This is a genomic window from Nocardia sp. NPDC058499 (genome assembly GCF_042719915.1).
GTDB lineage: Bacteria > Actinomycetota > Actinomycetes > Mycobacteriales > Mycobacteriaceae > Nocardia.
This window is the reverse complement of the sequence record NZ_JBHXMZ010000016.1, coordinates 47,895-66,324: the sequence shown is the minus strand read 5'-3', so window position 1 is coordinate 66,324 and position 18,430 is coordinate 47,895. Positions and strand designations below refer to the sequence as shown.

The window sequence follows — 18,430 nt, the reverse complement described above, 5'->3', positions numbered from 1 at the left end:
CGTGATTCGAGCAGTCAGGGGCGATCGAACTCGCCGTCCTTGGCATCAGAGAGGAAGGCGTCCCACTCACCGGAGGTGAACACCAGCGCGGGGCCGGAGGGGTTCTTGGAGTCGCGGACGCCGACATGCCCGCCGTCCAGGTGGGCGGCCTCGACGCAATCGTTGCCCCCTGCACTACGGCTGCTCTTGAACCATTCGGCCCGGGACATGTCGATCATTCTTCACTCCTTCGAAATCCGCAGCATCAGGTCCTTGGATGCCGATGGCGACAACGCTACATGTCGAATACGCTCTGCTTCGCGCGAGTATTCGGCAACCTCGATATCGCGTTCCACGAACAGATTCCCGGTGAACCCCTCCATGTAGGCCACAGGTGGTTCTTGGAGCTTGGACGCATGCAGCGGAGGGAAGCTGAAGAGTACGAAGGACCTGGACAGAAGCCCAACGGGGCTTGTCTCGACGTTCGGCACTATGCGAACCTCCACTCCCGGCGTGTCCGACCGTTCCAGCAGGTGTTCCACCTGATCGGCCATCACCGACGAGCTGCCGACGGTGTATCGGAGAACCGCCTCGGTGATCAGGGCTTCGAATCTGAAGTCGGGACGATCCAGGAGATTCTTGCGCCGCTGCGCGAGGTCCAACGTCCGGTTGACCTCCTCTGAAGACTGATTCGGATTAAGCGCCCAAGTAAGCGCCTGCCGGTAGTCACGGGTCTGGAGCAAACCGGGAACCACGGTTGTCTGCCAAGAGGTCACCCAGTTCGCCGCCTCCTCCAGGGCAAGGTAATGATCGAACCCGGATACCATCGCGTCGGCGTATGCGCGCCACCAGCCGCCGCCGGACGCGGTGGCCTCTCGGATCTCACGGGCAAGGTCCAGTAGCAACGTGCGCTCCGCGTCGGTGGCGTCGTAAGCGTTGGCCAGCGCATTAAGCCCCAAATCGGTGACTTTCGTCTGCCAGCCGTCTTCGATGCGCCCATACGACTGGGGAGAAATCTCGGCCACTCGCGACGCCGCCGATTGCGTGTAACCGGCCCGTTCACGGAGTTTGCGAAGTTGTCGGCCCAGCGCCCGTCTGGGCAGCGTGGACGAGTTCGTACGTGTCGACCCTTTAACCATGTCATTGCCTTTGCTAACAGGAAGTGTGAATTCTGGAAGCCCGCACAGGGAAGCCGGTACATGGAAATCTCAGCCCCGCAATGATTGTGGAGGAATTCCAGAAATATGTCTTGGAAATTCCGGTTTCCGGCTTCCCAATCCGGCTGGGCCAGAGCTCTACTGAGGACGCGCCCGGTGCGGGCCACCTCGAATCGCAGTCGAGGACACCGGTTCGACGCCAGGAGTGCCGAAAACCGATGGTCTGTCACAACACAGCCAGTGGAGCCGAACCAGGCCACTGACACCCACGTGCCCGACCCCGCACCGGGTGCACGCCAAATCCTATGTCATGAGCGGGGATTCATCATGTGCACAAAAGAGCCATTGCCGGTGCGGGTCCGCGGCGAATCCGTGAACCGGCTACCCACCGCGTGGGCGCTACCCACTCTCGCCGACCTGGAACTGATCCGCGAAGCCCTGCGGCAATGGGCCGAGGACGGTGAGCATGCCTGAACGGGCACCGGCCGCGGTCGGTCTCATCCGGCTGGATATCCCCGCCCCGGATATCGACCTGCACACAGTCGCCGAGCGCAACGGATGCCGACTGCTGTACACGGTGCGAACGAACGCCCGGCCGTTCGTCACCGCGCACGCACTGGCCCGGTACGCCGCCGAATACGACGCGCGGGCCGTAATCGTTCCCGGACTCGCGCACGCCGGCGATATCCGCCGGATCATCACCGAGAACGCCGCGCTCATCACGCCGAGCCGGGTCTATCCCCGCGGTTACCGCTGGCGCAGAGAGGACACCGCATGGTGTGGGAAGAGGTAGCGCTCAGTGTGGTGACCCTCGGCATGCTCGGCTCGATCGGATACACGATCCTCCTCGCCCGATCGATCGACCGGGACGAGAGGCCGCGCCGGATACTGCCCACGCTGAGCGGCTACTACAGCGTTTCCACGTGGGGTAGGCGGTACACATCGAGCTGCCCGGCCACCGCGCCGTCGAACGTCGGAAACCCCCAGCCCGGGGAGAACGAGCACCGATGAGCAGCCGGCGGCCGATACACTGCACATCTGCCTGTCGACCGTCACCGGGGCCGCCTCACCCCGCCGTGAGCCCCTGGGCCAGGCGACAAGCCAGGCGTGGGCACGCCCGGGAGCCAAGGGCGTGATCGGGGGCTGGAACGTGGGCGTCAGCCGATCTTCTCCAGGATCACATTCGATTCCTCGGTGGCCGCGCGGCCGAACCGGATGTTACCGCTCCGCAGCGTCACCTGAGCCGGGACCACGGGGTATCCGGTCGGCAGTGCCCGTATCCCCCAGCGCCGCGCAGGCCGCGTCCACGGCTGCGCTCCGCAGTTCGTCCACCGGGGTATCGGCCAGCAGGACCAGGCAGTCACCGAGACCACCCAGTGCGACGATGGCGCGTGCCCGGTCCGCGACTCCGGCGTCCGGGCCGACCAGCAGGGTGGTGAGCCGGCGGCGCCAGTCGACCACATTCTGCAGAAAACCCAGTTCACCGAGGGGCGCGATATCCCGGAGCAGCAGGGCGGTTACCGCACGGTGCTCATACGAGACATCGAAATAGCGGGTGAGCAATTCGCGTGCGTCCACGGGTTCGTCGCCGGACCGCGCCTCGTCCGCGGCTATGACGGCTTCGACCTCGTCCACCAGTGGCTGCACCAGGCTGCGCAGTAGGTCTTCGCGCGAGGCGAAGTGGTAGTACAGCGCGGGTTTCGTGATACCCAGGCGCTCCGCGATCTGACGGAGGCTGGTTTCCCGGATCCCGTGGGCGGCGAACAGTTCCAGCGCGGCGGTCTGGATGCGGTCACGCGTCTCGGTGGATCGGACTCTGGGCATCAGCCAACCCTAGCGCGTTGACCGCCCGGTAAGTAAACTCGTTTACCGACCGTTAAGTAAACGAACGAGGAGCCGTGGTGGACATCCTTATTTCCGGTGCCGGCGTCGCCGGACCCGTTCTCGCGTACTGGCTGCAGCACCATGGGTTCACGCCGGTGGTGGTGGAACGCACCCCGCGGCCCAGGCTCGGGCTGGGCGGTCACGCGGTGGACCTGTTCGCACCCGCGAGCGAGGTGATGGACCGGATGGATCTGCTCCCCCGGCTCCGCGCGGCATCCGTCGAGACCTCCGCGCTGCGCTACGAACGGCCCGGCGGGTCCCCGATCGAGGTCGACCTGCGCGATATCTCGGAAGCCTTCGCCGACGACCGCCACCTGGAGATCATGCGCGGCGAACTGGCGTCGATCCTGCACGATGCCACCGCCGACCGGGTCGACTACCGGTTCGGCGATTCGGTCGCAGCTCTCGCCGAGGACGACGCCGGTATCGACGTCACCTTCGACAGTGGGCGCACCGGCCGGTTCGATCTCGTCATCGGCGCCGACGGCCTGCATTCCACGGTGCGCCAGCTGATATTCGGGCCGGAAGACGAGGTGAGCCACCACCTCGGCGGCTACCTCGCGGTGGGGACCCTGCCCAACTATCGCGAGCTGTCGACGCACACCGTCCTCTACAACGCGGTGGACCGGATCGCCGCCATGTACCCCGTGGCGCAGACGGGGCAGGCCCGCGCCGTATTCCTGTTCCGCCGCACCACCGAACTGGTCTACGAGGACCGCGATATCGATGCCCAGCGCCGGCTGCTGCGGGCGGAGTACCGGAGCGAGGACTGGGAGATCCCCCGCCTGCTCGACGAGATGGACCGGGCGGACGACTTCTACCTCGACGCGATCAGTCAGATCCGGTTGGACTCGTGGTCGCGGGGGCGGGTATCGCTGGTGGGCGACGCGGGATACGCTCCGGGTCCCGCGGTAGGCGGCGGCACCACCCTTGCGGTCGTGGGCGCCTATCTCTTGGCGCGCGCCCTCGCCGAGACCGGCGGCGCTCACGAGCACGCATTCGCCGTCTACGAACAACAGCTCGGCGACTACGTGCGACGGTGCCGGGAGGTGGCGCCCGGCGTGCTGCGGCGTGGGATCCCCCGCTCCCGTACCCACCTGCAGTTCAACGCCGCGGCCACGCGCTTGCTGACCAAGCTGCCGGCCGCGCTGCGCAAGCGGCTCCTTGCCGGCGGCGCGAGCAGCACTCTTTCGTCGTTCACCCTGCCGGATGAGGCGACGCCGCCGGATATCGAAGCACCGGAACGCGCCCGGTAGACGCAGGATTGCCTACCGTTTCTCGACGACCCGCTCCCCCTCGCCCGGCTTCCAGATCGTGATCTTCAAGGTGTCGTCGCCGACCTCCACCGAGGACGCGGAGGTGAGGTCGGCGACGAAGAAGTGGTCGAACGCCCGGCCGCGCAGGTCCATCCCGCTGTCCTCGTACAGGAACTGGGCGAAACGGGCGTGTAGCGCGGTATCCGGATCGTCGACCACGACGCCGAAGAGTTTCGCGTCACCGTCGGAGACCATGGTGTCGACCGTGGCAGTGTGCAGACAGAACCGTGGATCACGCAGGAGATCGCGGAATTTGGTGGTGCCCGGCATACCGGCGATCACCAGTTTCTCCTCGAAGATCATCGGTTCCACCGGGCTGATCCGGGGATATCCGTCCGATCGGAGGGTGGCGAGCATGCAGAGGTTGCCCGTCGCGAGATGGCGGCGGCGGAAGATCTCACTGATATGCGGTGCTTCGGCAGTGAACTCGCTCCAAGTCGTCATAGCGCCGACGGTACGACGCCGATATGACAATCGGATCGCGACGGGCCGCGCACTCTGCCTATGGCCACGGGGCACGCCGCCCGCCCGGCACAAAGAACCGCCGTTTTCGCTCCGGAAGCCGGCCGAGCGCAGTTCAGACTTCTCGAAGTACCGGCTCGGCCGGTGGTCGCCGGGCCGGGTGACCGTCGTGCCGCGGAGGTCAGCCCGAGTTGCGCAAGGCCGTCGCCAACCCGTTCATGGTGAGCAGGATCCCGCGTTTGACCAGCTCGGAATCGTCCCCACCGCGCAACCGGCGCAGCAGTTCGACCTGCATCTGGTTCAACGGCTCCAGGTACGGGAACCGGTTGTGGATGGATTCCGACAATGACGGGTTATCGGCCAGGAGGTGATCGTTACCGGTGATCGCGGCGTGCATGGCGACCGTCCGGGCATGTTCGCGTTCGATCATCCCGAAGATCCGGTCACGCAGTTCGCCGTCCTCGACGAGTTCGGCGTAGCGCGCGGCGATCGCGAGATCGCTTTTGGCCATGACCTGGGCGAGGTTCGACAGTACGGTGCGGAAGAACGGCCACCGCCGGTACAGGTCCGACAGGCGGGTGAGCCGCTCCGGATCGCCGTCCACCCACTCCTCGAGCGCGGTCCCGGTTCCGTACCAGCCGGGCAGCATCACCCGGGCCTGGCTCCAGGACATCACCCACGGGATGGCGCGGAGATCGCCGACGGATTTCGTCGGTTTGCGGGAGGCGGGCCGGCTGCCGATATTGAGATCGCCGACCTCGGCGACGGGTGTCGATTGCCGGAAGTAGTCGACGAAACCGTGGGTGTCGTGCACGAGCCGGGCGTAGGCGGCGCGGGCGCGGGCGGCGAGATCGTCCATGAGGGCGTAGGCGGATTCGGCGTCGGGGCCCAGGCCCTCGACGTCGAGCAGCGTCGATTCGAGCGTGCCGGCGATCAGCGATTCCAGATTGCGGTACGCCGAACCGGGTTCGGCGTATTTCGCGGCGATGACCTCGCCCTGTTCGGTGAGTCGCAGCGCGCCGCGCACCGCCCCGGCGGGCTGGGCCAGGATCGCGTCGTAACTGCGCCCGCCGCCGCGGCCCACGGTGCCACCGCGACCGTGGAAGAGCCGCAACCGCAGTCCCTGTTCCCGGGCCAGCTCCACCAGATCCAGCTCGGCACGGTACAACGCCCAGTTGGCAGCGAGATATCCGCCGTCCTTGTTCGAATCGGAATACCCGAGCATCACCTCCTGCCGCATACCGCGCGCGGCCAGCAGATCCCGGTACTCCGGAACCCGCAGTGCCGCACCGAGAGTGGCGGCACCGGCCGCGAGATCCTCGATGGTCTCGAACAGCGGGACGATGCCGGCCGGGCAGAACGGGTCGCCGCCGGCCTCGCCGGGATCGAGCAGGCCCCCTTCCTTCAGCAGCAGTGCCGCCTCGAGCAGATCGCTGACCGAAGTGCACATGGAGATGATGTAGTTGGGGACCGCTTCGGGACCGAGCGCGGCCACCACATCGGCCGCGGCCCGGATGATGCCCAGTTCCTTGGTGGCCAGTTCGCTCAACCGGGCGTGCGGGCTCAGCAGCGGACGGCGGGTGCGCAGTTCGCGGGTGAGCAGGTCCACCCGATCGGCTTCGGCCAGGCTCGCGTAGTCCGGATGCACCCCGGCCCACGCCAGCAGTTCGGCCACGACCTGTTCGTGGGTTTCGGAGTTCTGCCGCATATCCAGGCTCTGCAGATGGAACCCGAAGGTTTCCACGGTATGCCGCAGGGCCGCCAGCTGGTCGTCGGCGAGCAATTCGTCACCACTCGCGCGCAGGGAGGTATCGACGGCATCCAGATCGTCCAGCAGTTCCTGCGGCGACGAGTAGGCGCGGATACCGGATACCACCGATCCCCGGCCGGTGAAATCCCGCAGTGGGCTGTCGCTCGCGGCGACCGAATCCGGCAGGGTCGCCGCGGCGTCGGTATCACCGGCTCCCACGGCACGCAGCGCATCCCGTGCGGTCACCGTGAGCCGGGCCCGGATTCCGTAGAGCGCCCGGCGATACGGTTCGTCGGCATGGATGTCCGGGTCCGGGTATCCCACATCCGACAGCGCCCGCAGCGCGGGTGTCACCGGAACCAGCCGTGCCGACAGCGCGAGAGTTTTCTCCAGCTGCGCCAGATCCCGCAGGTACCGCCCGAAGGCGACGCCCGCAGCGTGCGCCGCGGCGGTCCGCACCACCTCGGCGGTCACATAGGGGTTGCCGTCCCGGTCGCCGCCGATCCACGACCCGGTGCGCAGGATCGGTTTCGGCAGCAGCCCCTGCTCGGGCCAGCGCGCCCACAGCGCCGCCCGCACATCGGCGTTGATCGCGGGGATCACATCGAGCAGCGTCAGCTCGTAATACCGCAGGCCGACCGCGATTTCGTCCTGGATCCGCAACCGGGACAACCGGATCAGCGCCGTCCGCCACAGGGTGAGCACCTGGCGGCGGATCTCCCGGTCGAGGGCGGGTCGTTCGGCCGCCGCGGCGCGCAACCGCTGCCGCATGAGCTCGGTGATCCGGGTCTGGGTGTCGAATACGGTGCGCCGTCGGGTCTCGGTGGGATGGGCGGTGATCACCGGAGACACCAGGGCATCGGCGAGCAATTCGGCCACCCGGCCCCCGGAAATCCCCGCGGCATCCAGCTTCCGGTAGGTGGCGGCCAGCGAGGAATCCTGCGGCGGCTCCCCGGCCGCCTCGTGCACGGCGCGGCGGCGGTCGCGCTGGATATCCTCGGCCAGATTCGCCAGCAGCACGAAATAGCTGAACGCCCGGATCAACGGGAGCGCCACCGCGATATCCACGCCGGCCAGCATTTCGGCGACCGCACTGCGCCGCACCTCCTCCCGGCGCACCCGGAAGGCCTCCACCCGGACCTTCTCGACCAGGTCGAATACCTCCGGCCCCTCATGATCGCGAATGGTGTCCCCGAGTACGCCACCGAGGAACCGGATGTCCTCGCGGAGCGGCCGGGTCGCGTCGTTTCCACTACCGGTCTGCGCATCGCCCATGGTCGGACAGTATGGTCGCCCGACCCGCCCCGGTCTGTGACGACGCACACGGCCGCGCCGAAACCGTAGTCGATACGCAGCCGCGCGGGTGCGCGTCCGGTTCACGAGATCCTCGCCGCGCCGCCGTGCCGGGCCGGCCTGCGCTGCAGGTCCGACCCACACCCAGCGCGCCGGGCCCCGCGGTACGTCGGTCCGTATTCCGAGACCGATGGCGTCGCGCTAGAACTCGGAATTCATCGCCCGGCGGACTGCCGATCCTGCGCCGGCGGCACCGGCATCCGCCCGGGGCCCGACAACCACACCGCGGTCGCGGCGATGCCTCCCATGAAGGCGAGTTCGGCGGCATTGGTCAGCAGCATCGGCGGCATCGCGGCAGAGACAACCGTCATCGTCACGGTCGTCACCGTCCACAGCCGGTATCCGCGCACCCGCCACACCGCCACGGCCGCGACCAGCACTACCACGACCGTGACCACCGGCGGCAGGATCCCCGCCAGGGACGAGTGTTCGGTCGTGTAGCGGATCGTCCCGGCCCATTCGGCAGGGCGCAGGGTCAGCCGCGTCAGTTCGCCGAACACACCCAGCGCGATCATCGACAACGTTGCGGCACCGACGACCACCCGTACCCACAGCAGACGCAGCCACACCACACCCGCCAGACCGGCCGCGGCGCACGCCCAGGGCATCAGCAGCGGAGTCAGCAAGAGATGCGCCACGAACCGGAATACCGATAACGTCTCCAAAGTGCCGCCCACCCCGATCCAGCGGCCCGCAGCCACGATCGCGTTGTCGTACCCGAGGGCCGCGCACACCACGGCGGGCACGATGAGCATCCGGTCACCGGTACGGCGGTACCGGTGACCGCACCAGCCGACCAGCGCCAGTTGCCCGGCGGCGAGTACCGCGAAAAGTATCGAAGCCGCCACAGCTACCTTTCCGGTCCGCCTGATCGCCGACCGCGGCCCACCTTACTTCGGGCGCCGCTGCCGGCCGGTACGGTCCGCCGTCGAGTGTGTTCACTCACCGGCAAGCAGCAGACGCCTCCTACCAGCGCGGTCACCGCGGCAGCGGCCGCCGCGCCTCGGGTTACCCGTCGCAGGTCGTCGCGACGACGCGCACAGCCGGCTCGGATGGGCGCCCGCGCAGGATGGCGCGACCACACGAGGCCACCAGCAGCGCGACCGCCACCAGCACACCGCTGCTCACGACCGGCCCGAGCGATCCCAGCCGCGTCCCCAGGGCGAGCGCGGCGACCATCGGTCCCACCGCGGCCCCGATATTCAGCGCGGCGGTCGCATAGGACCCGCCCATGGCCGGCGCCGCCGCGGCCTCGTACAGGACGCGGGTGATCAGGGTGCTGCCGAGCGCGAAGGACAGCGCGCCTTGAACGAGGACGAGGACGAGCAACACCGCGGGCCGGTCCGCGGAGACGGCGGTTGCGAACCATCCGGCGCACAGCAGCGGCCCCGCGACCGCGACCACAATCCCCGGCCGAGTGTCGGAGAACCGGCCCGCGACGGTGACTCCGGCGCAGGACCCGATACCGAAGAGCACCAGCGCCGCCGGCACCCACAAATCGCCCAGTCCGGACCGTTCCGTCACCAGTGGAGCGAGGAAGGTGAAGGCGCAGAAGGTGGCGGCATTCACCAGGGCACCGAGCAGCATGACCACCATCAGCCGGGGCCGGGCCAGTACCGCGAGTTCGGCGGCCAGCCCCGGCCCGCGGTTCTCCGCGTCCCGCATCCGCGCGGGGATACCGGTGAGCACGCCGATCGCGGCGGGCACGCAGAGCAGCGCGACCGCCCAGAAGGTGATACGCCAGCCGAAGACCGCGCCCAGCAGCGCGCCGCCGGGCACACCCGCGATGGTGGCCATGGTGGTTCCCGAGAGCAGGACCGCCAGTGCGCGACCGCGCCGATCCGCCGGAACCAGGCCGGTGGCGGCGGTCAGGGCGACAGCGAGGAAACCGGCATTGGCGAGTGCGGCGATCACGCGGGTCGCCACCAGCACCGTGAATTCGGTGGTGACCGCCCCGGCGATATGCGCCGCTAGGAACACGGCAACGAAGACCAGCAGGCTCGACCGCACCGGCCGATTCCGGGCGAGCACCGCCATGATCGGTGCGCCGACGGCCATTCCGACAGCGAACGCCGAGGTCAGCAGGCCGGTACCGGCCAACTCGACACCGAGGTCGGCGGCGATATCCGGGACGAGCCCGGCGAGCATGAATTCCGAGGTACCCATGGCGAAAACCGCCATGGCGAGCAGATAGAGAGCACAGGGCATCGAAAGCTCCGAGGTGGGAGAGACAGGAGTTCACGTCTCGCCACCCCGGCCAGCTACCCGGAGGTCGACTGTGGGCGGTACCGCCGGACGGACGGCACCGCTGTGGAACGAGGAATCAGGGGCTGACGGGGGTGACCGGCAGCCCTGCCCTGGATGCTTCTGGACTCGACATGCCCGGCAGGTTACCCACTACCCCGCTCGCGGCGCATCACCTTTTCCGGCGCCGGGTACCGCTCAGGCGCTGGTATCCGGCCGGACCCGCACCGTTACCCGGCCTTTCTCGTCGCGCCGCGCCGTCGCATGCCCGCGCACCTGCCCCTCCCGGAAATGCAGCAGGATCGGGCTGCCCTCGCCGAGGAAGTTGCGCCACCACGTTTTCTTGTCGGGCATGGCGACGCCGATGACGTATTCGTCACCCTTCTTCACGAAGTTGACCGGAGTACGGAAAACCCGGCCCGACCGCCGGCCCACATATTCGACTTCGGCGAACACCTTGCCGAGCAGCGGTCCCAGAACCGGGGCGCGCAGCAGGGCCACCATTGCGCTGTTGAACCCCCGAACCGCACGGCCCATCGGTGTCGATGTCACGGAATCCTCCTGGTCGATAGCGATATGCCCGGATGATTCCGACCCTAGCGGCTGCCCGGAGTCTCCGCCGATCGCGGACGACAGGCCGGGCCGCCGGTTCCGCAGCGAAGTGGTCCGGCGCCGAGGTGCCGGACCCCTGCGGGATGTGGGGCCGGACTGTCCCCGCGCTCCCGCGGCCGGTTTGCGCGCCGTCTGCTGGGCTGCCACTATCACCTGCCGTATGGTGCCCGGCCTCGGACGGTCACCACGATCGATCTGCCGCCGGGAGTCCCGCCCGGGCGGTGTACAGCAGCGTTTCGATACGGAGTTGGGTGCATGCTCAAGGGTTTCAAAGACTTTCTGATGCGCGGCAATGTCATCGACCTCGCCGTCGCGGTGGTGATGGGTACCGCGTTCACCGCCATCGTCACCTCGGTGACCAAAGGTGTGCTGGAACCCCTGCTGGCCGTTTTGGGCGGCAGCGGCCAGCTCGGTTTCGGCGTCACCCTGGTCGCCGGTAGACCCGCGACCTTCATCGCGCTCGGGCCGATCATCAGCGCCGCCATCAATTTCATCATGGTCGCGGCGGTGCTGTACTTCGCGTTGATCCTGCCGATGAAAACCGTGCAGAAGCGGTACCTGGCCCGTAAGGGCGCCGATACGGAGAAACCGGTACCGACCGATACCGAACTGCTGATCGAGATCCGCGATCTGCTGGCCGCCGGGGCCACCGTGCCGCAGAACGGCTCCGGTGGCAACGGCTCGGAGAAGGAGTCCGCGCGGGTGCAGTGACCGTCACCCCGCGGGTGTCAGGATCTTCAGGACCTCGTCCGAGTAATAGAACGGCTCCAGCCGTTCCCGGAGGAGCTGTTCCAGCACACCGTCGCGTTTCGCGGACTCCACTACTGCCGGGCCGTAGCGCAGGATCTCGGTGATGATGTCCTCGCCCGTCAACCCCAGCTCCCCGAGCACGGCGGCGAGGGTGTGGTCGCGGTATTTCTCGTGGAACACTTGCACGCATTCGTCGACGAGCAGGCCGAAGTACTCCTTTTCCCGGGTGGTCACCGCGATCCGGTAGCACAGCTGAACCAGTTCGTTCAGATCCTGTTTGGTGAGGTATTCGCGTAGGCCACTGATCGGTTCGTCGGCGTGCAGGTCCCAGAATTCCATCGTTGCATCGTGGACGGGGGCGTCGCGCAACATTTCGCGGATCGCGTTGTTGGTGCGTTTGAGCGCGTACATTGCGCCCTTACCGGCCATATCACCCAGGATGGTGTTGCTCTCGGCCGCTTTCCGGGCCCGATCGGCGGCGGATTGGCCGAGCGACATCAATGTGCCCATACCGGGGATCTTCTCGGCGCGCTGCCGGTTGGCCTCCACGAAATCGCCGACCAGTTTGTCCACGAATTTGGACGCGACGGTGGCCACGAGCGGACTGTCCGTGAGGCGTTCCAGTACCCGCTCCTGAGTCTGGTGCATATCGACGATCTTCTGCAGCAGCGCTTCGACCGGTTCGCGTTCGACGAGTTCGCCCAGCGTGTGGTCTTCGTTCGCGGCGATACTGTCGTAGATCGCATCGGCGAACACCCCGACCGTATCGGCGAGCACGGCACTACCACCGACCTTGTCCACGACGGTGGCGACCGTGGTTTCGAGCTGCTCGACCCCGACCACGTCACCGGCGCGCACGGTGGCCGCCACGTCCAGGACGGCCGCCACATCGCGGGTGACGACCTCGGCGAACCGGTCGCCGCTCACCTCGTCGAGCAGCCACCGCACCTGCGCGTCGAGGAGCCGGTCGGCGAGCGCGCGAGCGGTCGGGTCGGCGGTTTCGGTCATCGGATCATCCCTTTTCGACGGTGGTACCGGCCCGCCACGAGCCGGGACCGGCCGTGGGGGCGCTGTAGCGAGACGACCCTATACCGGGTCCGGCACCACCGGCACGCTTGTCTGAGACGGATCCCGTCGCCTGCGGAGTCCCGGCCCGGCCGCCCCGGAAACAACCCACATCCCACCCTCTGACCTGCGAAAATCGCCAAGCCTGCCAGCCCGGCGATAGCCCACAAGCACTCGGGTGCGCAGAATCACAGGCCGCCCGTACTACCGGCGGTCGCCCTCGTGCAGAGAGGTCCGGATCTGTTCGAGGCGTTCCCGCGCCGCCTGTTCCCGGACCTCCCACTGTTCTTCGATACCGCGACCGGCCGCGGCCTGCCGATCGAGCTCCCGGTGGCCGAACGCAGTGCCGATCCGCCGCTGGAACTTGTCACGGACAGAATCGAAGGTCGGCATACCGCCGCCGGTGTAATCGGCGCCGCCGGTTCCGGCCACGGTGCCGATACCGCCGATCGGAGTTGCCGCCCCGATCTCGCCACCGGTGGGAATCCCCGCCGGGGCGTTTCCGGCGATCACGGCCGGTGTGGCGCGGCCGGTTTCCGACAGCAACCGGGTCGCGACCTCGTACAGGGGAGCCAGTTCCTCCCGGCCCGCCGTGGCGACGACCAGCACGGCCAGCAACTGTTCGTCGGGTAGGGCCGCCAACCGCGCGGCGAGCGCGCCCGGATCGCCTGCGTTCGGTTCACTCATGCCGACCAGCCTACGACTTCCGGCCCGCCCGTTCGGACGGACCGGAAGGCCGAGGCTCAGGAACGGATCACGGCGCCCACCGCGTCCGCGGCGGCGGCCACCGCGGCATCGCGGGCGGCACTGGCTTCGTCCTCGGTGAGGGTGCGGTCGGCGGCGCGGAACCGCAGTGCGTAGGTGAACGATTTACGTCCTGCACCGGCCTGCGCGCCCTCGTAGACGTCGAACAGCGCGATATCTTCGAGCAGTTCTCCGCCGCCGGACCGCAACGCCGTTTCGACCGCCGCCGCCGGGACCTCCGCCGGCACACTCACCGATACGTCCTGCAGCACAGCCGGGAACGGGGAAATGGCGGGCGCCGGCCGGGATTCGGTCAGCGGCAGGGCGTCCAGGTCGAGTTCCACGGCGCAGGTACGCGGCGGCAGACCCGACCGTTCCAGCACACCGGGATGCAGTTCACCCGCATACCCGACGACCGTATCGCCCACCACGAGTTCGGCGCAGCGACCGGGATGCCAGGGCAGGTACTTCCCGGGCCGCCGCTCGATCCGGACACCGGCCGCCTCGGCGATCACATCGGCCAGGGCGAAGGCGTCGGCGGCCTCGGCCGCCCGGCCCGGCCCCCACGGGCCGCGCGGTTCCCGGCGGCCGGTCAGGACCAGCGCCACATGCTGCGGCTGCGCGGGCAGCGAATCCAGCAGTTCGGTGATCTCCGCATCGGAGGGACGGCGATCCACCGGCAGCGGATCCACCGGTTTGGTCTCCGGCCCCGGGAACACCACCTGGGCGATCCCGTACAGCGAGAGATCGCGGGAGCCGCGCGAGATATTGCGGGCGGCGATCTCGAGCAGTCCCGGCAACAGGGTGGTGGCCAGTTCGGCGCGTTCCACGTCGAGCGGGTTCAGCACCCGGGTGGTCGTGCGGCGCGGGTCATCGGCCGCCAGACCCCAGGTGTCGAAAACACCCGCGGGCAGGAACACCGGCGGCGGCACCTCGACGCAGCCGGCGAAGGCCAGCGCACGGCTCACCGCGCGGCGGCGGCGCTGCACCGCGGTCAGTCCGCGGCCGGCCGGCGCCTGCGGCAGCACCAGCGGAATCTGCTCGAGACCCTCCAGCCGCAGTACCTCTTCCACCAGATCGGCGGGCTGGGCCAGATCCGGCCGCCAGGACGGCGGGGTCACCACCAGCTGTCCGTGACCGCTGCTCTCGTCCACGGCGACCTCCACCTGGCAGCCGATCTGGGTGAGCCGGCCCGCGGAGGTCCCCGGGGGGTAGTGGACCCCGGCCACGCGATCGGGTAGATCGATATCGATCCGGATCGGGGCCACCGGGTCGAGCTGGGTGCGGATATCGGTGAGTGTGGGTTCGACCGTGCCGCCGGCGATTTCGGCGAGCAGGGTCGCGGCGCGGTCCAGCGCGGCCAGATTGAGTTCCGGATCCACCACCCGCTCGTAGCGTTTACTCGCCTCCGACACCAGTTTGTGCCGGCGCGCGGTGCGGTAGATGAGCAGCGGATCCCAGGTGGCGGCCTCCAGCACCACATCGGTGGTTTCGGCGTTCACCTCGGTGGAGGCGCCGCCCATCACACCGGCCAGCGAGACCACTCCGGTGCTGTCCGCGATCACCACATCCTCGGCGTCGAGTTCGCGTTCGGCGTCGTCGAGGGTGCGCAGGGTTTCGCCGGTCCGGGCGCGCCGGACCACCAGGCCACCGCTGAGTTTCGCGGCATCGAACGCGTGCAGCGGCTGCCCCAGTTCGAGCATCACGTAATTGGTCACGTCGACCGCGGGCGAGATCGGCCGTACCCCGGACAGCAGCAACCGCCGCTGCAACCACCACGGGCTCACCGCATGCGGGTCGATCCCGGTCACCCGGCGGACCCCGAACCGGGTGCAGCGCGATTCCGATTCCACCCGCACCGGCCACGCCTCCGGCCCCTCGGGCAGGCTGCGGACGGCGGGATCGGCGTATTCGAGATCGAATCCGCAGGCCAGTTCGCGGGCCAGGCCGCGCACCGAGAAGCAGTAGCCGCGGTCGGGGGTGATGTTCAGTTCGATGACGGTATCGCCGAGGCCGAGCAGTTCGTTGGCGTCGGTACCGGGCTCGGCGGTACCGGGTTCCAGGACGAGGATCCCGGAGTGGTCCTTACCGATACCGAGTTCGGCAACCGAGCAGATCATGCCGTTGGAGGTATGCCCGTAGGTTTTGCGCGAGGAGATGGCGAACCCGCCGGGCAGCACACCGCCCGGCAACACCACGACCACCAGATCGCCGACCGCGAAGTTGGTCGCTCCGCACACGATCTCCTGGAGCTCGTCCGCCCCGATATCGACCTTGCAGAAACGGATGGGTTTTTTGAACTCGGTGAGTTCGGTGATCTCGGCCACCCGGCCGACCACCAGCGGATGCTCGATCTCGCCGCCCACCGGTTCGAGCCGGTCGACCTCTTCGACCTCGAGCCCGACCCGGACGAATCCGGCGTCGAGTTCCTCCGGCGTGACCTCCCAGTCCGGGACGGTGCGGCGGATCGTTTCGGTCAGCCAGGACTGCGCTACTCGCACTGTGACGTTCGCTCTCTCGCTCGGGAAATCAGGACCGGATACCGAAGGGCAGGGTGAACCGCACATCACCCTCGACGATGTCGCGCATATCGGGGATGCCGTTGCGGAACTGCAGCGTGCGCTCCAGCCCCATCCCGAACGCGAAACCGCTGTATTCGTCGGGGTCGATACCGCTGGCGATCAGCACCTTGGGGTTGACCATGCCGCAGCCGCCCCATTCGACCCAGCCCGCGCCGCCCTTCTTGTCCGGGAACCAGACGTCCACCTCGGCGGAGGGCTCGGTGAACGGGAAGTAGTTGGGCCGGATCCGGGTGGTGGTGTCGGGACCGAACAGCGCCCGCGCGAACGCGTCGAGGGTGCCGCGCAGATGCGCCATGGTCAGGCCCTTGTCGATGGCCAGGCCTTCGATCTGGGAGAACACCGGTGTGTGGGTGGCGTCCAGCTCGTCGGTGCGGAAGGTCCGGCCCGGGCACACCACGTAGATCGGCAGATCGCGTTCGAGCATCGAACGCACCTGTACCGGCGAGGTATGGGTGCGCAGCACCTGTCGCGACCCGGCGGGCGCGATATGGAAGGTGTCCTGCATGGTGCGCGCGGGATGGTCCGGGAGGAAGTTGAGCGCATCGAAGTTGAAATGCTCGGTTTCCACCTCGGGGCCTTCGGCGATCTCCCAGCCCATCCCGACGAACACATCGGCGACCTGTTCGGAGATGACCGTGATCGGATGCCGGGCGCCGACCGGCCCCCGGTTCGCCGGCAGGGTGACATCGATCGCCTCGGCCACCAGCACCGCCGCATCGCGTTCGGCCACCAGGGCCTCCCGGCGTTCCTCGAACGCCCGCGAGACACGGCCGCGCGCGACATTGACCCGCTTACCGGCGTCGGCCTTCTCGGACTTCGGCAAGCTGCCCAGCGACCGCTGCGCCAGCGAGATCGGCGATTTACCACCCATATGATCGGTTTTCGCGGTGGCGAGGGCGTCCAGGTCGGCGGCGGCCGCGAAGGCTTTTTCGGCGGCCGCGGCCGCTGCGGCCAGGGCTTCCTCGGTGAGCGCGGATTGCTGCCCGCCGGTCGCTGTGCCTGCGTCGGTGTCGTCGGCCACGGTCTACTCGTCTCTCCCCTAGGCTTCTGTGAGCGGACCCCGGTAGGCTCCGGCGCCCGTATTGCTGCTGGTGGAATCGTATTCGATAGCCGGTGGCCGGTTCACGCCGATATCCCCCGGCGATCACTGCCGGAATGCGACGACACCTCGAACCGGTAAAGTCCCTCACGATGACGAACGCCCCGACCCGCACCGAGACGCTCGCCGGACGTGCCCGCCAGCAGGCGATCTGGCTGCTACCGCTACTGGCGATGATCGTGACATGGGTACTGATGTCGCGATCGCTGGACCCGTTCCGCGGGATCAGCGGCGAATACATCGATCTCGAGGTGTACCGGCTGGGGGTCGAGGAGTGGCGTTCCGGCGGCGATCTCTACGGGCAGCTGCCGGAGACGGCCGCCGATATCAGCCTGCCGTTCATCTATCCGCCGTTCGCCGCGCTGGCACTCGGTATCTACGCCCTGCTGCCGTGGGCGGCCGCGGTGATCGCCTATCTCGCGGTGTCGGTGGGTGCGCTGGCAATCACGCTCTACCTGGTGGCCCGGCAGCTGTGGCCCGCCCAGGACCAGCGCAAGCTCGCCCTGCTGGTGTGCGCGACGGCCACCCCGCTGGCGCTGCTGCTGGAGCCCATCTGGTCGACGCTGGACTTCGGCCAGGTCAATCTGATCCTGATGGGCCTGGTGGCGGCCGATTGCCTGACCCGTAACCCGCGCTGGCCACGCGGCATGCTGCTGGGCCTGGCCGCCGCGATCAAACTCACTCCGGCCGCATTCGTGTTGTTCTTCCTGATCCGCAAGGACTACAAAGCCGCGGCGACGGCCGCCGCGAGCGGCGCGGTGGCCACCATCATCGGTTTCGCGGTCATGCCCGACGAATCGGTGCGGTACTGGTTCGGCGGGTTCGGCAATGTCGGCGGACTGAGCGGGTCGGAGTATCAGACCAACCAGTCCATCCAGGCCGTACTGGCCCGTTTCGGGATCACCGGCACACCGGCCACGGCGCTGTGGCTGCTGGCCGCCGCCGCCATGGTCGCCCTGGCCGTGGTCGCCCTCCGGCGGGCCGGGACACCGCCGATGATCGCGCTCGCCGTGAACGCGGTGGTCGCGCTGCTCGTCTCACCGATCTCCTGGTCGCACCACTGGGTGTGGGTGGCGCCGGCCCTGCTGGCGATGGCCGGTTTCGCGACCACGCTGCCGTGGCCACGGGCCGCGGGCTGGTATGCCGCGGTGGTGGCCACCGCCGTGGTGTTCGTCCTCGCCGAACACAGCGACCTCCCCGGTAACGACGGCCGGGAGCTGGATTGGTCGGTATGGGAACAGGTGATCGGCAACGGCTACGTCTGGTTCAGCGTGCTGCTCGTCGTGCTGTATGCGACCGCCGCCGGGCGCCGCACACAGAGCACATCCCTGCCCACCCCCGCCCCGGCGGACGGATCCCTGGTCACGGTCCACAAAGGCTGATCGGCCACCACGGTGGCCGATGCCCGGCCGCCACAGTGGTCGTCGCACGCG

General features: G+C 68.2%; 18 protein-coding genes. 6 read left to right on the top strand and 12 right to left on the bottom strand.

The window, feature by feature from the left end; translation table 11 throughout:
* Positions 1–14 precede the first annotated feature (14 nt).
* On the bottom strand, positions 15–218 hold the full coding sequence (locus ACFWPH_RS31805) for a DUF397 domain-containing protein (RefSeq protein WP_378755937.1): 204 nt from the start codon (positions 216–218) through the stop codon (positions 15–17).
* A 3-nt stretch (positions 219–221) separates the two neighbouring features.
* Complete coding sequence (locus ACFWPH_RS31800) at positions 222–1,118, bottom strand: helix-turn-helix domain-containing protein (protein ID WP_378755936.1); 897 nt, start codon at positions 1,116–1,118, stop codon at positions 222–224.
* A gap of 345 nt (positions 1,119–1,463) precedes the next feature.
* Between ACFWPH_RS31800 and ACFWPH_RS31795 the strand changes: the two genes are divergently transcribed.
* The 3 genes from ACFWPH_RS31795 to ACFWPH_RS31785 are packed head-to-tail and all read left to right on the top strand — an operon-like array spanning position 1,464 to position 2,147.
* Positions 1,464–1,610 carry a hypothetical protein gene (locus tag ACFWPH_RS31795; RefSeq protein ID WP_378755935.1) on the top strand — a complete coding sequence of 49 codons (147 nt, stop codon included), beginning with the start codon at positions 1,464–1,466 and terminating at the stop codon, positions 1,608–1,610.
* Positions 1,603–1,929, top strand: a complete 327-nt coding sequence (locus ACFWPH_RS31790; protein ID WP_378755934.1) for a hypothetical protein — start codon at positions 1,603–1,605, stop codon at positions 1,927–1,929. Before ACFWPH_RS31795 ends, ACFWPH_RS31790 begins: the two co-directional genes overlap by 8 nt.
* Complete coding sequence (locus ACFWPH_RS31785; RefSeq protein ID WP_378755933.1) at positions 1,911–2,147, top strand: hypothetical protein; 237 nt, start codon at positions 1,911–1,913, stop codon at positions 2,145–2,147. The genes ACFWPH_RS31790 and ACFWPH_RS31785 overlap by 19 nt, the downstream gene beginning before the upstream one ends.
* A gap of 207 nt (positions 2,148–2,354) precedes the next feature.
* On the opposite strand, the gene ACFWPH_RS31780 is transcribed toward ACFWPH_RS31785, so the two are convergent.
* Positions 2,355–2,960 (bottom strand): TetR/AcrR family transcriptional regulator, encoded by a 606-nt coding sequence (locus tag ACFWPH_RS31780; protein ID WP_378755932.1) that lies wholly within the window; start codon positions 2,958–2,960, stop codon positions 2,355–2,357.
* A gap of 77 nt (positions 2,961–3,037) precedes the next feature.
* Between ACFWPH_RS31780 and ACFWPH_RS31775 the strand changes: the two genes are divergently transcribed.
* A complete protein-coding gene (locus ACFWPH_RS31775) occupies positions 3,038–4,276 on the top strand; it encodes an FAD-dependent monooxygenase (protein ID WP_378755931.1) in 1,239 nt (412 codons plus the stop codon).
* 12 nt (positions 4,277–4,288) lie between these two features.
* Here the strand turns inward: ACFWPH_RS31775 and ACFWPH_RS31770 are convergent, their stop codons facing one another.
* The 5 genes from ACFWPH_RS31770 to ACFWPH_RS31750 form a co-directional block, all read right to left on the bottom strand.
* Positions 4,289–4,780 carry a pyridoxamine 5'-phosphate oxidase family protein gene (locus ACFWPH_RS31770; protein WP_378755930.1) on the bottom strand — a complete coding sequence of 164 codons (492 nt, stop codon included), beginning with the start codon at positions 4,778–4,780 and terminating at the stop codon, positions 4,289–4,291.
* 199 nt (positions 4,781–4,979) lie between these two features.
* Entirely contained in the window at positions 4,980–7,823 is a 2,844-nt protein-coding gene (gene ppc / locus ACFWPH_RS31765; RefSeq protein ID WP_378755929.1) for a phosphoenolpyruvate carboxylase, read from the bottom strand.
* 233 nt (positions 7,824–8,056) lie between these two features.
* Entirely contained in the window at positions 8,057–8,749 is a 693-nt protein-coding gene (locus tag ACFWPH_RS31760) for a hypothetical protein (protein WP_378755928.1), read from the bottom strand.
* 160 nt (positions 8,750–8,909) lie between these two features.
* Positions 8,910–10,109: a Cmx/CmrA family chloramphenicol efflux MFS transporter gene (locus ACFWPH_RS31755; RefSeq protein WP_378755927.1), complete on the bottom strand. Its 1,200-nt coding sequence runs from the start codon at positions 10,107–10,109 to the stop codon at positions 8,910–8,912.
* Positions 10,110–10,343: 234 nt separating this feature from the next.
* Positions 10,344–10,682, bottom strand: a complete 339-nt coding sequence (locus ACFWPH_RS31750) for a hypothetical protein (protein WP_378755980.1) — start codon at positions 10,680–10,682, stop codon at positions 10,344–10,346.
* Positions 10,683–11,012: 330 nt separating this feature from the next.
* Between ACFWPH_RS31750 and mscL the strand changes: the two genes are divergently transcribed.
* Positions 11,013–11,468, top strand: coding sequence for a large conductance mechanosensitive channel protein MscL (mscL, locus tag ACFWPH_RS31745; RefSeq protein ID WP_378755926.1), 456 nt, complete (start codon positions 11,013–11,015; stop codon positions 11,466–11,468).
* Between the two features lie 3 nt (positions 11,469–11,471).
* Here mscL and ACFWPH_RS31740 read toward each other — a convergent pair whose 3' ends face one another.
* From ACFWPH_RS31740 to pheS, 4 genes are all read right to left on the bottom strand, one after another.
* Complete coding sequence (locus ACFWPH_RS31740; RefSeq protein ID WP_378755924.1) at positions 11,472–12,515, bottom strand: hypothetical protein; 1,044 nt, start codon at positions 12,513–12,515, stop codon at positions 11,472–11,474.
* Between the two features lie 261 nt (positions 12,516–12,776).
* Positions 12,777–13,259, bottom strand: a complete 483-nt coding sequence (locus tag ACFWPH_RS31735; RefSeq protein WP_378755923.1) for a hypothetical protein — start codon at positions 13,257–13,259, stop codon at positions 12,777–12,779.
* A 56-nt stretch (positions 13,260–13,315) separates the two neighbouring features.
* Positions 13,316–15,817: a phenylalanine--tRNA ligase subunit beta gene (gene pheT / locus ACFWPH_RS31730; RefSeq protein ID WP_378755922.1), complete on the bottom strand. Its 2,502-nt coding sequence runs from the start codon at positions 15,815–15,817 to the stop codon at positions 13,316–13,318.
* A 28-nt stretch (positions 15,818–15,845) separates the two neighbouring features.
* Positions 15,846–16,919, bottom strand: coding sequence for a phenylalanine--tRNA ligase subunit alpha (pheS, locus tag ACFWPH_RS31725; RefSeq protein ID WP_378755921.1), 1,074 nt, complete (start codon positions 16,917–16,919; stop codon positions 15,846–15,848).
* Positions 16,920–17,089: 170 nt separating this feature from the next.
* Here pheS and ACFWPH_RS31720 point away from each other — a divergent pair, with 170 nt between their 5' ends.
* The gene (locus ACFWPH_RS31720; protein WP_378755920.1) at positions 17,090–18,379 is read left to right on the top strand and encodes a glycosyltransferase 87 family protein; all 1,290 of its coding nucleotides are present in this window, start codon (positions 17,090–17,092) and stop codon (positions 18,377–18,379) included.
* Positions 18,380–18,430: the final 51 nt, after the last annotated feature.

Bases quoted from the DNA above. Each gene is read 5' to 3' on its own strand.
- ACFWPH_RS31790 (WP_378755934.1), top strand. From the start codon at position 1,603: ATGCCTGAACGGGCACCGGCCGCGGTCGGTCTCATCCGGCTGGATATC.
- ACFWPH_RS31770 (WP_378755930.1), bottom strand. From the start codon at position 4,780: ATGACGACTTGGAGCGAGTTCACTGCCGAAGCACCGCATATCAGTGAG.
- ACFWPH_RS31720 (WP_378755920.1), top strand. From the start codon at position 17,090: ATGACGAACGCCCCGACCCGCACCGAGACGCTCGCCGGACGTGCCCGC.
- ppc (WP_378755929.1), bottom strand. From the start codon at position 7,823: ATGGGCGATGCGCAGACCGGTAGTGGAAACGACGCGACCCGGCCGCTC.
- ACFWPH_RS31805 (WP_378755937.1), bottom strand. From the start codon at position 218: ATGATCGACATGTCCCGGGCCGAATGGTTCAAGAGCAGCCGTAGTGCA.
- ACFWPH_RS31785 (WP_378755933.1), top strand. From the start codon at position 1,911: ATGGTGTGGGAAGAGGTAGCGCTCAGTGTGGTGACCCTCGGCATGCTC.
- ACFWPH_RS31755 (WP_378755927.1), bottom strand. From the start codon at position 10,109: ATGCCCTGTGCTCTCTATCTGCTCGCCATGGCGGTTTTCGCCATGGGT.
- mscL (WP_378755926.1), top strand. From the start codon at position 11,013: ATGCTCAAGGGTTTCAAAGACTTTCTGATGCGCGGCAATGTCATCGAC.
- ACFWPH_RS31795 (WP_378755935.1), top strand. From the start codon at position 1,464: ATGTGCACAAAAGAGCCATTGCCGGTGCGGGTCCGCGGCGAATCCGTG.
- ACFWPH_RS31780 (WP_378755932.1), bottom strand. From the start codon at position 2,960: ATGCCCAGAGTCCGATCCACCGAGACGCGTGACCGCATCCAGACCGCC.
- ACFWPH_RS31740 (WP_378755924.1), bottom strand. From the start codon at position 12,515: ATGACCGAAACCGCCGACCCGACCGCTCGCGCGCTCGCCGACCGGCTC.
- ACFWPH_RS31800 (WP_378755936.1), bottom strand. From the start codon at position 1,118: ATGGTTAAAGGGTCGACACGTACGAACTCGTCCACGCTGCCCAGACGG.
- ACFWPH_RS31750 (WP_378755980.1), bottom strand. From the start codon at position 10,682: ATGGGCCGTGCGGTTCGGGGGTTCAACAGCGCAATGGTGGCCCTGCTG.
- ACFWPH_RS31735 (WP_378755923.1), bottom strand. From the start codon at position 13,259: ATGAGTGAACCGAACGCAGGCGATCCGGGCGCGCTCGCCGCGCGGTTG.